This window comes from Lacticaseibacillus suihuaensis (genome assembly GCF_054785075.1).
In genome coordinates this window covers 91,017-104,274 of the sequence record NZ_BAAGBJ010000004.1, presented here as the reverse complement: position 1 = coordinate 104,274, position 13,258 = coordinate 91,017, and the positions used below count along the sequence as shown (strand labels likewise).

The following is a 13,258-nucleotide window of genomic DNA, read 5'->3' as shown; positions in this document are numbered from 1 at the left end:
CGGTGCAATTTCACTCAAGCAGTCGTTGAGCTCCTGCCTGCATGGTCTATTACACACCTTGCGTCCGGTGAACGGAAGAATTCCTGCGCGAGCGGTCCAAAACAATGCGCAAGTGGTCTTGAGGATTGCGCCTATTTAATAGAAGAAAGCGCTTCATTTTCGGATTAAATCTGTGAGAACGCTGGCATTTCGCTGAGCGTCCTGCTATTCTTAACCCAATCATACCACGAGGGGGAGATGCAATGAGGCACGATTCGGCATGGTGGCATTACGTCGTTCACCGGTACCTGGCGGCGGCCTACGCGCTGGTGTACCTGCTGGGGACGCTGCTGTTTTTCAAGCTACACTTCTACCGATTGGCGGCGACCAACGACCCGGCCTACCGGGCGCGACACGCCAACTACACGACCTGGGGACTCAACCGGCTGCAGGGCAATCTGACCGCGCTTCATGCGCCTTGGATGTGGCTGCTGTTGCTCGCCGGGGTGGGGGTGGGAATCTGGATTTTCCATAATAGTAAGGGGATGCCGGTTCGCGCCTACGCGGGGCTCGTGATCGCGGTGGCGGCCGCGGTGCCGCTGCTGCCGCCTTACAGCGAGAACCTGATGGCGCGATTCTACATGGCCTGGGGCATGATGGCGGTCGGCGTCTTTTGGCAGCAATTGGTGGCCAAGGACGTCGCCCGACCGCGTCGAGCAATGGGATGAAAGCGTTCGCGGATTCGACCCTTAATGAGTAAAAATGAAGGAGCAGTGAGAAAATGCTGACCTGCGAGAATTTACGCTTTGGCTTCCGGCACCATCCCGTCTTGACCGACATCAGCTTCGAGCTGGCCCCCGGCGAAATCGTCGGCCTGGTGGCGCCCAACGGTACGGGCAAAAGCACCCTGCTGCGCAACCTGACCGGGCTGTTGACGCCGCAGGCCGGCACGGTGACCCTGGACGGGGCCGACGCCAGGCGCCAGCGCCGTGCGTTTTTGCGCGGCCTGTTCTTCCTTGAAGACGGGCAGGGGTTATTACCCACCCTGACGGCCCGGGAGCACTTCGCCTACGTGAAGGCCGCCTGGGGGTCCACCGTCGGCATCGACGCGGTGCTCAATGCCTTGCACATGACCGCTTACGCGGATAAGCGCGTCGGCCGGATGTCGTTGGGGATGCGCCAGCACGTGCTGTTGGGGCTGTACATGATCGCCGATGCCCAATACCTGCTGTTCGACGAGCCGCTCAACGGGCTGGACCCGACCAGCATTCGCCTGTTCACGCAGATTTTCACCAAGCTGAAAATGCGCGGCAAGGGCATCATCATGTCGTCGCACCAGCTGGGCAACGTGACGGCGATGGCCGACCGGGTGTTTTTCCTCAAGGATACGCGGTTGCAGGTGTTCGACGCCGCGGCGATCGACTTGGACGCCACCTACGACGCGCTGTACGGCGTTCAGGAGGCGGATTGGTGACGGCCGGGTGGCGCTTCGCCTGCTGGCGCGTGTTTCGCGGCCGCGCCTGGTGGGGGCTGCCGCTGTGCCTGTTGGTGATGCTGTTGTGGGGCAACTTCCAGCGGGTGCGTGAAACCACGACGATGAGCAACATGCCGGAGTTCTCCGCGATGTACTCGCTGCGCTACCGCTACGGCGAGGCGCTGAACACCTGGCGCCAGCAGCCCAGGCCGCGGCCGGTTTTGACCAATCCCAGCGTCAAGCAGATGGAAAATGACGTCGATGCGACCGACGCCTTGAACCGCATGGTGCGGCTGGACGAGTACGACAACCGCGCGGCGCTGGTGCGAGCGGAGCTTGCGATGGACCGCTACTTCCTGCGCCAGGCCGCGGCCGGCCACGGCAACACCGACATGGACGTGCTGACACTGCAAAAGCGCGTGGTGGAGCTTCTCGCCAACCAAAAGGCGCATCGCACCCAGTACTACAGCCGCGAGCGGCGGCTGCCCGGTGCGTTGAGCCTGGCGCGAAGCCTAGCCACCGACACCCCGAGCAGCTGGTTTGCGGTGCTGTTTTGCTTTTGGGCCGGGTTGTTCATTTTGCCGGACAAACGCGGCGGCGCCAGGGCGCTGCTTGACCTGGCGCCGGTCGCAAAGGGCGACGTTTACTGGCGCCGGGCCGCGTTGGTCGGTGGTTACGGCAGCGTGGCGATTGTGCTGGCGGTCGCCGCGGCGCTTGGTGGCTCGATCCTCTTGGCCGGCACGGTCGGGTGGCAGTACCCGCTGGTTTACTCACCGGACGGCAGCCACGCGGCGCTGATGACGGCCGGGGCGTTCATTGTGCAGGCGACTTGCTGGCTGGTGGCGGCCTTTCTTCTGACGGTCGGGCTGGCCACGGTCATCCAGTTGCTCACGCGGCAGCTGATGGTGTCGCTGTTGGCCTTGGTCGCGCTGGTGCTGGTCGGTAGCGCCAGCGGCTGGGGGTGGCTGCCGATGAGCTACCTGGACCTGCCGCGGGTGCTTTTGCCGGCGAGCGGCTACGCGCTGCCACTGCGGCTGCCGGCCGCCGCCGCCTTAATGGCCGGCTGCGGCGTCTTGCTGGCGGCGCTTGGCGGCTGCTGGGCGAACCGCCGCCAGCGGCTGTGAGGGGGATGACAATGGGAGAATTTCGGTTTCAAGGGCGGTTTTTGCGCCGCCGCTGGCAACTTTGGCTGGTGCCGCTGCTTTTGGTCGTGCTGCTGGCCGTGCCGTTGGTCAAAAAATCAGTCAGCATCCAAAAAACCAACCACGCGGCGCTGGTCAAGGAGCTGTCCTTTAGCGTGACGGCGACGACTATCAAGGACCTGAAGCAGACGATTAAGGCCGACCCGGGCGAGTCGATCACGCAAAATGCCAAGGATTCGCTCAAGGCGGCCCGGCAGCTGCAAAAGGCCGCGGCCCAAAACGACACCTGGGCCTACACGTTGGCGTTGGCCAAGTACCGCAAGCTGGGCGGCAGCGCCGATCCGGTGCTGGATGCGCTGGTCAAGCGCCACATCCCGATGGTGTCCTTCTACGCACCGCACAAGCCGGCCTTGAACGCGCTGCCGCGGCCCAAGCCGCTGTGGCTCCTGGTGGTGCTGGCCTTTGGCATCGCCGACGCGCTGAGCGCGTTGACGCCGCGGCAGGAGGACCTGATTGCCTTGGTGCCGCGAGCCAAAATCGGGATTTTCTGGCGGCGGCTGGCCTGGAGCTTTATTTGGACCTTCGGCAGCTTTTTGGCGGCCAACGCCATCGTGTTCGCCTACCTGGCGGCTCGCGGCGGCGTCGGTCACCTGAACTACCCGGTGGCCAGCCGCATCACCGGCACCTACCCGCTGTGGCAGGAACTCGCCGCGTATCTGGCGATGATTGCGGCCTGGACGGCGCTGCTTTGCGCGGTGGCCGGGTTGGTGCGGTGCCTGACGGCGAAATTCACCAGCGTGTTGGCGGTGCTTTTGGCCGTGCTGCTGCTGAGCCAGACCACCGTGTTTCAAAGCGTGAACTTCCCGCACCTGGCGCTTTACTGGCTGCCCAATTATGTGGACATCGGGACCCCCATTGACCTGACGCTGAGCGTGACACCGCTTGAGGCCGCCGAGTGGGGAAGCGTGCTGCTGCCGCTACCCCAGGCGCTGGTCCTGATGCTCGGGGCCGCCGCGGCGCTGGGCGGCGCTGCGACCCTGCTGGTGAGCCGCAGGCGGTGGCGGTGATCCCGCAAGCACCGGTCGCGTGTCCTCTCACCACGCTGTTGCGTGATGCGCAAAAAAGGCTCAGCTCTTGCAAGTTGCAGGAGTTGAGCCTTTTTGGCGGCCATCACGTCGCGCAGGCGGCCGGGGGAGTGGTCACCACCGCGGTGGCAATGGTCGGTGGTTGTGGCTGTCAGCCGCAACCACCTGTGCGATTACAGGGTGAAGGCGACGGTCAGAACTTGGTACGGCGTGGCGGTCAGCGTCACGCTGCCGTCTGCCGCCGGCGTCAGCGCCTGGCGCGGCGTTTCGTCCAGGCGGGTCAGGCCAACTGCCTTGGCCGCAAAGTGTGGGGTGACCGTGAGCGTCGTGTCGATGCCGGTGAACTCGTGCAGGCGCAGGATGACGCGGGTCTGATCCTCCGAGAGCTTGATTGCGTCGACCTCGACGTCGTCAGCGCCTTGCAGCGTGAAGAGTTGCGGCAGCTCGGCGTCCGTTTGGCTGACGGCCAGCGGGGCGTTGAGCAACATCGCCTGCTGCTCGACTTGCCCCTGGGCAAAATCACCGGCATGGGCGAACAGACTGTAGGTGAAGCGGTGTTCGCCTTGGTCGGCTGCGGTGTCCGGGTAGGTGCCGGCCTTGATCAAAGACAAGGACAGGGTCTGGTTGAGGGCCGCGTAGCCGTACTTGCAGTCGTTCAGCAAGGCGACGCCGTAATCCGGCTGCGACAGGTCGGCCCACTTGTGGCCGACGACCTCGAACCGTGCGGTGTCCCAGCTGGTGTTTTGGTTAATCGGGCGGCGCAGGTTGCCGTACTGAATGTCGTAAGTGGCAAAATCGGTGCGGATGTTCAGGTCAAACGCGGTCCGAAGCAAGAGCTCCTGCTCGTGCCAGTCGGCGACGGTGTCAAAATCGATGCGGCGGCTGTCTTCGGCCAAAATCAGCTTCTGGGTGACCGTTGAGCGGTCGAAGCGGTAGGTGAAGGTGACCACGGTGGCGGCGTCTTGCCGCTCACTTGTGATGCTTGCGGCGGTCAGGTCCACGCTTTTGGCCACGTAGTCCTCATCGATGTTCCAGTTGTCGAAGTTCATCGGCCGGTCCTCGTAGATGGTCAGGCGGTTGCCGACGTGGCCGGGCAGTAGGACTTCGCGCTGGTTATCCTTGTCGAAGACGCGGGTCAGCTGACCGGCAGCATTCCACGCCACCAGGTAGTGGGTGGATTCGATGCTGTCGCCGGACAGTGCCTGGCTGCTCAAGGTTGCCGGCGTGAAGGAAAGCTTGGTGCTGGCCAGCGGCGCCAGCGGCACGTTGATCAGGCGGTAGCCTTGGTCTTGGCGGATTGCCGCCAGCGGGGTGCCGTCGGCCAAGGCGAAGCGGCCCTCACGCGGCTCATCAATTGCGGCCTCACCAAGCGCCAGGGTGCCGCTTGGGTTGGTCAAAGTCAGCGCGGTACCGCCGGCCGGGGTCAAATCGGCGATGGTCTGGGTCATGGTCGCGACGTCGGCGTGAACGTCCTCGTAAGTTTCCTGAATCGCAGAACCCGGCAGAACGTCGTGGAACTGGGTCTTCATCAAGATTTCCCAGGTGCGGTTCAGGTCTTCCTTGGGGTAGGCGACGCCGTCGAAGACGCGCTGGATCGTGCGAGCCAGCTCCAGGTTTTTGAGCGCGAACTCCAGCTTGCGGTTGGCGCGTTTGACGAACGCCTGGGAGGTGTAGGTGCCGCGGTGGTACTCCAAGTACAGCTCGCCGGCCCAAACCGGGTACTGCTCACCGTTTTGGGCGACCTGGTCCTCCAAGGTGTCGAAAAAGTCGTCGACGCGTTCGTTGTGAATGCGCGGCATGCCCGGCAGCTCGTTAATCACCCGAATGTTTTCGACCATCTCGCGGGTCGCACCGCCGCCGCCGTCGCCGAACCCGTAAGGCATCATGATGCGGTGGTTGAGCTGCTTATCCTTGTAGGCGCGGTAGGATTGCAGGATGACCCGCGGCGTGATTTCGCCGTTGTAGGTGTACTTGAACATCTCGGGCTTGCTGTAATCGTAGGTGACCTCGGTGGTGGTCAAGAAGTACGTCAGCACCTCGGAACCGTCCAGACCGCGCCAGACGAAGGTGTCGTGCGGCGCCCGGTTGGTGTCGTTCCAGGAAATTTTGGAGGTGACGAAGTGATCGATGCCAAACCCCTTCATGATCTGCGGCAGCGCGTAGGAGTAGCCGAACACATCGGGCAGCCACAGCACGGTCTGCTTGGCATTGAGTTTGTCGTTGAAATAAGCCGACCCGTACAGGAACTGGCGGGTCAGGGATTCGCCGCTCGGCAGGTTGGTGTCGGGTTCGACCCAGGTGCCACCGTCGGCCTCCCAGCGGCCGTCCTTGGCGTAGTCCTTGATCTGAGCGAACAGCTCCGGGGCGCGTTGTTCGATGAAATCGTGAACCTGCGGGGTGGAGTAGAAGAACTTGAATTCCGGGAACTCTTTGAGCAGGCGCAGCGCCGTGGTGAAGGACCGCGTGGCCTTTTCGGCGGTGTGGCGATAGCGCCACAGCCAAGCGACGTCGATGTGGGTCTGCCCGATGGCCGCGACATCAAAGCCGAGCTTCTGCCCGGCATGGGCCTTGGTGAACGCGTGAATCTCGGCCAAGGCGGCGGTGCAGGCCGCCGTGATCGCCGCGGTGTCGGCGGTGGCCCAGAAGAAGCGCTTGAAGGTGTTGCGAACCAGCCGCACGTAATCGTACTTGAGCGGCTCGTCATCGGCCAGCTCCGGGATCAGGTCGATGATGTTCCACAGGTAGGTGTAGGCGTCGCGAATTGGCATGCGTTCCCGCCCCACCGCCGCGGTTTTGATCGCGTAGTGCTGAATTTTCTTTGGCCCGCCGCCTTCAAGGCCGGACCACATCAGAACCGACACCACGTTATCGCCGCCGAACTCGGCGGGGTCCAAAAACAGCTCCTCATGGTTGGTGTCGACGGCCTGGTACCGCTCGCCGTTGATGTAGGCCAACCCTTCGTAGCCGTCGTTGTAACCGTCGCCGGTGCGGCCAAGATCCAGCCGCACCACCGCACGTTCCGCAGCCGTCGGGTCCAAGTGCAGCGGGAACTGCAGCCAAAAGTACTGGTCGCGGCCCTCCCACTGGGTGCCGATGGCGGCGTCCTGCCAGTCGGCCTCGGCTTCGGTCGGCACGGCGCGGTGATCGGCCCGGGTGTCGTGCCACATGCGCAGACCCGACAGGTCGGTGAAGCCGGTGTAACGGGCGGCCCCCAGCAGCCGCAGCTGCTGCCGCGCCTTTCTGGCGTTAAAGATCTCGATTGAATCGTTTCCCTGGTAAGGCATTTTTTCCTCCTCGCGGCGCATCGCACGCCTTATTTTCACCAGATTATAGCCGAATTTTCATCCATAAACAATGAACTGAGGACAAAATTTGTCTATGAATCCTAGAATTTGCGCTGGGTAGGCAGCTGTCTGCAAGGGGCGAACGACTTCGACGCAATCGCGCGATTATGAAATTTCGAGAAGCGTGGCGTTCTCACGGGTAAGCCTCACCCCAGTCCGTGAGGTGGGGTGGAATTTTGGGCACACAAACGCCTCCAGCCGGGTCAACCGGTTGGAGGCGCTTTGGTTTTTAGACACACACCGCGGCGCGGCAAAGCCGGCGAGGTGTGTGTCACGCGTATGCGAGAGGGGATGGTGCTCGACGACCCAGCCAATTTCTGGACTCAAACCAGTTAAGCTGTTTTCTTTTACGCGAATTTCTTCGTCGCTAGACACTCACGCCGCGGACGTGGTCGACATAGGTCGACGTTCATCAGATGAGGATGAGGAAATTGGCCGGGTCGTCGCCGTGCATGGATCACCCATGCTTGAAGTCTATCATGTCGCGCCAGCAAATGCAAGCGTTTTTATGCCGAGCGAATTGTAAAAGTTGTGTAAATGGGGCATATAGGTAACCAAAAAACATTCCTACAAGCATATAAAGTTACAAATTAGCTCATTTGAAATATAATTATTACGGAGGTGAGGGGATGACAAAGACGTTTTTTCGGGCTTTGGTGACTGGCGGATATTTGGGCGAGGCCATTATCAATACTGAGCGACTGCAGCCGGTTCAGTTACTCGAGGTACGGTTTTTGGCGTTGCTGGATGGGGAGGGCAAGACGCGACAGGAGACTGATGAGATCGGGTTTGTCGCTTTCACCGCAGCCTTCACGCTGGCGCCGGTGGCCTGGGGTGTGGGAGACGAGTTCTGGGCGACCGGGGAGATGGGGTTTGTGCAACTGAAACTGGTCGGGAATGCCATGCGGCGCGTTCAAACTCTAAGGCATCGCACAAGGACGCATATTGTTGCGGCGGCCAGCGGCCTTGCCAAGCGTCACCCCAAGTCGCCGGCCTGGCGCCGGCTGACCGCGGCGTTTTTGGCCGACGAGATCACATTCGACCAATTCGTGAAGCGGGAGCTGGCGCTGATGGCGCGGTGGCAAGACATTGTGCCGCGAGCGGCGCTGGTTCGACGGCAAAATGCGCTGCAGGCCGAGCTGACGCGCAAGCTCGAGGCGCTGGCTCCGTCAATGCCGCTGGTGCAGGTCCCGCGTGAGGTTCACCGGCTGCAGTTGGGCGGTCACGACGCGGTTTACCCCAAAACCACGGTGAGCGACCACGCGCTGGCGCGAGACCCCAATTACCAGCGCATGGTGTTGGGACGCATCATGCGCCAGGCCACCTACCGCAAGCAGCACGGCATCGCGACGCCAATCCCAAGCGATGCATCCCAGGTGAGGCGATGACCATGGCAACCAAGCAGCCTAAGAATCAGGTGGCCGCCACGCTGACGGTGACCGGCGGCAGTGTGGTGACCGCGCTGCGGCCGGCCGGCGATGTGTTCAAGGCACTGTGCCTGATCACGGCGGTGGAAAGCGTGACCGCAAGCGGCGACGCGGCCACCCAAGACGATGGGATGACGGTCAGCACCACGCTTTTGCTGCCGTTCACCGCGACGCTGGCGGCCGCCCGGGTCAATCCAGGCGATGAGCTGCAAGTCGGCGGAACGCTGGCGCTGCTCAACCGCCTGGATCCAGATTACGCGGGGGTGGCGCTGCGGCTGCAGGATGAAAACCTGCGCCGGGTGCGTCACCTCAGCAGTCGGTGGCAGCGGCGCCACGGTTTTGTCCCGGGGCTCGCTGCCTTGGACGCTCAGCTTTCGGCCGGCAGCCTGACCTTTGGCGATTACCAAAAACGCGCGGCGGCCTGGGTGCCGGATGCCAAGACCGCAAACTTCGTGGCGCTTCAGGCCGCCCAACGCAGCGTGATGGCCAGGCAGCACGGCCGCCTGGCGCCTCACGCAAGACTGTTGTCGGCCATCTGGAAACCGGTGCTGTTGACCCCGCCGACCAGCACCAGTGCGGCGCCGCCGCTGCGTATTGACCGCGAGCGGCTGACCGATTCGGCTTACCTTGAGCGGCTCTTTGGCGCGTGGCTGCGCAATGCCGAGAATCCGCAGTCGTGATCCGCGGCGGGAGGCGTCGCACTTGGTCGTCCCGCGGTTGGACTGCGACTTGCAGCCCTGAATCGCTCTGCCGCTTTGAACCGCTTTGGGCCCTGCGTCGGTTCGTGGCCCTGAACCGGCTCGCGCCCTTGAATCGGTTCGCATCCGTTCGTCGGTTTGCAATTCTGCGTCGGTTCGCGACCTTGCAGCGGCTTTCGGCCCTGAACCGCGGCGGCCTGACCGTCATCTGCGGCCGCCGCTCGACAATCAAAACGCGCCTGTCGCCGCCCTGAAGTCCGGGTGATGCGACAGACGCGTTAAGTTGGTTGACCCTCGGTTTTGGCCACGAAACGGCGAATTAACGCGGTCAGGACCCGCTTGGTTTTGGCCGGGTCGCTGGTGGCGTTTTTGAGCTGCATGTCGATGGCCTCGGTGTCCCAGCTCCAGCCGACGGTGTCGCCGAGCAAGACCAGGTAGGTGGCGAACTGCGGCGGCTCGTGAACGATGGTCAGCGTCGCCGCCGGGTCGGTTTTGTCCACCGGGTCGATGGCCAGCGAGGCGTAGATCTCGCACATGGGAAAATCGCCCATCAGCGAATCCGCCAGCTGCTCGGCCAGCTCCTGGTAGGTCATGGCCGACCACCGAACGCCGCTTGGGCGGCCTCATCGTAGCCGCGCTCGCGGTTGATGCGGCCGAGCAGCGCCTGGTCGTGGGTGATCGTTTCGCCGGTTTCGCGCAGGTGGCGGTACAAGTCGGCATAAGGCAGACCGGCGGCCTCGGCCCGGGCGATTTCCCGGGAAATATCGTAAGGCACCTTGCGGAACGCGACGTCGAGCCGCCCGGCGGGGTCGATGGTGAGGAGGGCGTAATGGGCGCGTTGATCCTTGAAAAACTGCGGCCACGGGCTGTACGGCTGACCGACTGCGCCGGGATTCACAATCAGCTGACCTTGTGAACTCGACCGCATGAGCTGCTGGTGCGTGTGACCGTACACGGCGAGATCGGCATCGCCGACCAGCGCGTCGAAGGCCGGCTGCGGCTGGCTCGGGTAAAGCGAGCGGCCGTCCGGGGCCAGCCGCGAGTTGTGGGCGGCGACGATGGTCAGGCCGTTGACCTGGCGGGTGGTGACGAAGGGCCGCGCGGCGACCTGCTGCCACTGGGTGCTAGAGAGGTGGCGCTGGGCGTACCGGGTCAGCATCGCCAGGTAGACCACGGTCGGACCGTCAAGCGGCTGGGTGCCGTCGGCGATTTCAAGCATCGCGCCTTCCCAGTTGCCGTTGAGCCACACGCCCGGGTGCCGGGCCTCAAGCAGCGCCACCAGCCCCGCGGTGCTTGGGCCGGGCAAAAACAGGTCGCCGAGAAACCAGGTCGCGGTGGCGCCTTGCGCGTCGGCATCCGCCAAAACGGCCTCCAGCGCGGTTTGGTTGCCGTGAACATCGGCGAGTAAGGCGATGCGTTGTGTTGTGTCAGCCATCTGTAACACTCCTTTGACGAGATTCGCTGCCTTAATCCTACACTATTTTGGCGGCAGGTAAAGTCTGAGGTACAATGCCTGCAGGAGGTGGCACATGACAACAGACAAACTCGATGAACTGTGGGACCTATACGACCGCGACTTTCGCGTCTGCGGCACCCAGCGGCGCGGCGACGCGATGCCGGTCGGTTTTTACCATCTGACCGTGGCGGTGTGGGTGTTCGCGCCGGACGGGCGGGTTTTGATTCAGCGGCGCGGCCACCAGAAGCTCAACCAACCCGACACCTGGGATGTCGCCGCCGGCGGCTCGGCGCTGCAAGGCGAAACCGGCGCCGCGGCGGCCTCCCGCGAGCTGCAAGAGGAGCTCGGGCTGACCGTGCCGCTGACCGCGGCCGACTGCTTTGCCACCACCTGGTACCGCGACTGGGTCGAGCAAAGCTTTGCGGTGGTGCTGCCCCACTTGTTGCGTGAGCCACTTCACCTGCAGGCGACGGAGGTTGCCGACGCGGCGCTGGTCCCTGCGGCTGACGCGGTGGCGCGGCTGACGCGGCCGAACCACGGCGGGTGGCAAGCGGTGCTGGACGCGGCCTGGGCGCAGGCCAGCCGTTAGTCGCAGGTGCCGGCACCGCGGCCGGTCGCGATACCGCAGACGCAGACGCCACGAAGCGCCGCTGCGGCAGATGTAGACCCAGACGCAGACGCCCCGCAATGCCACTGCCGCAGACTCAGACGCTAAGGCTGCCGTTCACCGCGGCTGCTGGGCCGACACACAAAGGCCTGTCAAATCCGAATTTGCCGGGTTTGGCAGGCCTTTTACAGTTTTGCGCGGCCTGATGAAGCGGCCGCTTTGAGCCTGAGGCAGCCGTGCAGTCGTACCCGGCCGCCTAGCGCGGCCGCTGCGGTTCGCGGTGGCCGTACGTCAGCAGGCCGCCGATGAACAGCGCGAGGCTGGCCAGCGCCAGCAGGTCGAAGCGGCCCGTCGTGGTGACCTGGCCGGTTTCGAAGTCGTGGTTCTGCAAGAACGCGGCAATCAAAAAGCCGTTAGCGACCACCGCCGCGGCCTGCGCCAGGACGTAGCCGGCCAGGCGAGCGGTCAGCGCCCGGTGCTCGCCGGCCCCAAGCACGGCCAGCATAAGCTGCAGGCCCAGCACCAAGGCCCCGGCGGCAAAGAGCAGGGTTTCAACTTTTGTCATCGCACTCCCTCCTTTTGCGCCAGAGTCTAACAGGCGGCGGCGCGAACCGTCAAGCAATCTGCTTGCAAGCCCCGTGCGACGGCCTTTTCGCCGATCAATTGTGGCAAGCTGGCGACCGCAGCCCAAAAAAGCCGCGATGCGGCGGCTTTTTGGTCAGTTCGATTGCGTTGGAGTCTGCGGGGTTTCGGCCTGCAGGCGCCGGTCGTAGGTGCGGGTGGCCGGCAACAGCCAGGTCACGGCGCCGCAAAGCAGGGTGCCGACGCCGGCGATGACGAAGAGGGTCGCCACGCCGAAGCGATCCGCCAGCGGCCCGGCGAAAATCAGGCCGACCGGGCCGGTCAGGCTCATCAAGGCGTTCAACACGCCGAGGACGCGGCCGAGCCGCTCGGGCGGGAAGCTCTGCTGGATCATCGCCATCAAAAGGGTGTTGAAGAACGGCGTCCCGATGCCGGCCAGTGCGTTGAGCCCGACGAACCACCAGAAGGCCTTTTGGGTGCCGGGCAACAGGCCGCTGGCGCCGATGGTGACGCCCAAAATCAGGTAGGCGAAGATGATCGGCCGCATCCGGTCGCGCCACCTGCCGAACAGCCCGATGATGGCGCCGCCGAGGAGCATCCCGGCGGAGTAGACGACCTCGATCAGGCCGGCCTGGCCGACGCTGCCGTGGAAGTGCTGCATGGTCATCAGCGGGTACAGGCTCGCCGCCGGCATGAACACCAGCGTGAAGGCCATGCCCAAGACGGTGATCGCCCAGAGGCCGCGGCGGCCCCGCAGCATGGTGAAGCCGGCCTTGGTGTCTTGCCAGACCGGGGTGCCGGCATCCGCGGCCGGGCGGTGGGGGATGCGAACCGGCAACAGCATCAAGGTACCAAGCGCCGCGCCCAGCACGTCCAGCAGGATCAGCCAGCGAATGTCGACGAGGCTGAACAAGAACGCGCCAAGCGCCGGTGCAATCAGCATGTTCGCCGACTGCACCATGCCGAGCTGTCCGTTGATGCGCGTGAGCTCGGCCTCGGGCACCAGCGTCGGGATCAGCGACTGAATCGTCGGCATCTGGAAGGTCTGGGCGATGGCACGCATCGCCAAGCTGACAAAAACCAGCCAGAGCGGAAACCGGTCGTGGCCGATGAAAAATAGGGCCAAGGCGAAGGCGGCGACGACCCAATCGGCGCCGATCAGCAGCCTTTTTTTGTGGGTGCGGTCGATGAAGCCGCCGACGAACGGGCTGAGCAGTACCATCGGCAGCATCCCGACCAGTGTGGCGTAGCTCAAAATCGTGGCCGAGCCGGTTTGCTTGGTCAGGTACCAGATGATCGCGTATTGAACAATCATGGTCGTGATGCCGGAGAGAAATTGACCGCCGAGAAACAGGTTGATGTTGCGGCGCCAGTGGGGCATTGGGCTCATGTTGGGACCTCCAAGTGTTGTGTGTCACTTCATTATATCAGGCGAAGCAGCCCTTGACATTCGTTTTCCCGCCG

12 protein-coding genes are annotated in these 13,258 nt (G+C 63.6%); 7 read left to right on the top strand and 5 right to left on the bottom strand.

Annotated elements, in window-relative coordinates; genetic code table 11:
* Positions 1-242: 242 nt before the first annotated feature.
* The 4 genes from ACYVRZ_RS05170 to ACYVRZ_RS05155 are packed head-to-tail and all read left to right on the top strand — an operon-like array spanning position 243 to position 3,662.
* Positions 243-707: a hypothetical protein gene (locus tag ACYVRZ_RS05170; protein ID WP_461225421.1), complete on the top strand. Its 465-nt coding sequence runs from the start codon at positions 243-245 to the stop codon at positions 705-707.
* 53 nt (positions 708-760) lie between these two features.
* Positions 761-1,453, top strand: a complete 693-nt coding sequence (locus ACYVRZ_RS05165; RefSeq protein ID WP_461225419.1) for an ABC transporter ATP-binding protein — start codon at positions 761-763, stop codon at positions 1,451-1,453.
* Complete coding sequence (locus tag ACYVRZ_RS05160) at positions 1,450-2,577, top strand: hypothetical protein (protein WP_461225417.1); 1,128 nt, start codon at positions 1,450-1,452, stop codon at positions 2,575-2,577. Before ACYVRZ_RS05165 ends, ACYVRZ_RS05160 begins: the two co-directional genes overlap by 4 nt.
* An 11-nt stretch (positions 2,578-2,588) precedes the next feature.
* Positions 2,589-3,662, top strand: coding sequence for a hypothetical protein (locus ACYVRZ_RS05155; protein WP_461225415.1), 1,074 nt, complete (start codon positions 2,589-2,591; stop codon positions 3,660-3,662).
* A gap of 191 nt (positions 3,663-3,853) precedes the next feature.
* Here ACYVRZ_RS05155 and ACYVRZ_RS05150 read toward each other — a convergent pair whose 3' ends face one another.
* Positions 3,854-6,964, bottom strand: coding sequence for an alpha-mannosidase (locus ACYVRZ_RS05150; RefSeq protein WP_461225413.1), 3,111 nt, complete (start codon positions 6,962-6,964; stop codon positions 3,854-3,856).
* Positions 6,965-7,653: 689 nt separating this feature from the next.
* On the opposite strand from ACYVRZ_RS05150, the gene ACYVRZ_RS05145 reads away from it, so the two are divergent.
* On the top strand, positions 7,654-8,412 hold the full coding sequence (locus ACYVRZ_RS05145; protein WP_461225411.1) for a hypothetical protein: 759 nt from the start codon (positions 7,654-7,656) through the stop codon (positions 8,410-8,412).
* Positions 8,409-9,131, top strand: coding sequence for a hypothetical protein (locus ACYVRZ_RS05140; protein WP_461225409.1), 723 nt, complete (start codon positions 8,409-8,411; stop codon positions 9,129-9,131). The genes ACYVRZ_RS05145 and ACYVRZ_RS05140 overlap by 4 nt, the downstream gene beginning before the upstream one ends.
* Positions 9,132-9,427: 296 nt before the next feature.
* Here the strand turns inward: ACYVRZ_RS05140 and ACYVRZ_RS05135 are convergent, their stop codons facing one another.
* Positions 9,428-9,742: a hypothetical protein gene (locus tag ACYVRZ_RS05135; protein WP_461225407.1), complete on the bottom strand. Its 315-nt coding sequence runs from the start codon at positions 9,740-9,742 to the stop codon at positions 9,428-9,430.
* A complete protein-coding gene (locus tag ACYVRZ_RS05130) occupies positions 9,739-10,584 on the bottom strand; it encodes a metallophosphoesterase family protein (protein WP_461225405.1) in 846 nt (281 codons plus the stop codon). The genes ACYVRZ_RS05135 and ACYVRZ_RS05130 overlap by 4 nt, the downstream gene beginning before the upstream one ends.
* A gap of 94 nt (positions 10,585-10,678) precedes the next feature.
* On the opposite strand from ACYVRZ_RS05130, the gene ACYVRZ_RS05125 reads away from it, so the two are divergent.
* The gene (locus ACYVRZ_RS05125; RefSeq protein WP_461225403.1) at positions 10,679-11,194 is read left to right on the top strand and encodes an NUDIX domain-containing protein; all 516 of its coding nucleotides are present in this window, start codon (positions 10,679-10,681) and stop codon (positions 11,192-11,194) included.
* 274 nt (positions 11,195-11,468) lie between these two features.
* Here ACYVRZ_RS05125 and ACYVRZ_RS05120 read toward each other — a convergent pair whose 3' ends face one another.
* Positions 11,469-11,777 carry a hypothetical protein gene (locus ACYVRZ_RS05120; protein ID WP_461225401.1) on the bottom strand — a complete coding sequence of 103 codons (309 nt, stop codon included), beginning with the start codon at positions 11,775-11,777 and terminating at the stop codon, positions 11,469-11,471.
* Positions 11,778-11,930: 153 nt separating this feature from the next.
* Complete coding sequence (locus ACYVRZ_RS05115) at positions 11,931-13,184, bottom strand: MFS transporter (protein ID WP_461225399.1); 1,254 nt, start codon at positions 13,182-13,184, stop codon at positions 11,931-11,933.
* Positions 13,185-13,258 lie beyond the last annotated feature (74 nt).

Excerpts from the sequence above, each read along its gene's own strand:
- ACYVRZ_RS05135 (WP_461225407.1), bottom strand. The coding sequence starts at position 9,742 with ATGACCTACCAGGAGCTGGCCGAGCAGCTGGCGGATTCGCTGATGGGC.
- ACYVRZ_RS05120 (WP_461225401.1), bottom strand. The coding sequence starts at position 11,777 with ATGACAAAAGTTGAAACCCTGCTCTTTGCCGCCGGGGCCTTGGTGCTG.
- ACYVRZ_RS05165 (WP_461225419.1), top strand. The coding sequence starts at position 761 with ATGCTGACCTGCGAGAATTTACGCTTTGGCTTCCGGCACCATCCCGTC.
- ACYVRZ_RS05155 (WP_461225415.1), top strand. The coding sequence starts at position 2,589 with ATGGGAGAATTTCGGTTTCAAGGGCGGTTTTTGCGCCGCCGCTGGCAA.
- ACYVRZ_RS05150 (WP_461225413.1), bottom strand. The coding sequence starts at position 6,964 with ATGCCTTACCAGGGAAACGATTCAATCGAGATCTTTAACGCCAGAAAG.
- ACYVRZ_RS05140 (WP_461225409.1), top strand. The coding sequence starts at position 8,409 with ATGACCATGGCAACCAAGCAGCCTAAGAATCAGGTGGCCGCCACGCTG.
- ACYVRZ_RS05125 (WP_461225403.1), top strand. The coding sequence starts at position 10,679 with ATGACAACAGACAAACTCGATGAACTGTGGGACCTATACGACCGCGAC.
- ACYVRZ_RS05170 (WP_461225421.1), top strand. The coding sequence starts at position 243 with ATGAGGCACGATTCGGCATGGTGGCATTACGTCGTTCACCGGTACCTG.
- ACYVRZ_RS05145 (WP_461225411.1), top strand. The coding sequence starts at position 7,654 with ATGACAAAGACGTTTTTTCGGGCTTTGGTGACTGGCGGATATTTGGGC.
- ACYVRZ_RS05130 (WP_461225405.1), bottom strand. The coding sequence starts at position 10,584 with ATGGCTGACACAACACAACGCATCGCCTTACTCGCCGATGTTCACGGC.
- ACYVRZ_RS05115 (WP_461225399.1), bottom strand. The coding sequence starts at position 13,184 with ATGAGCCCAATGCCCCACTGGCGCCGCAACATCAACCTGTTTCTCGGC.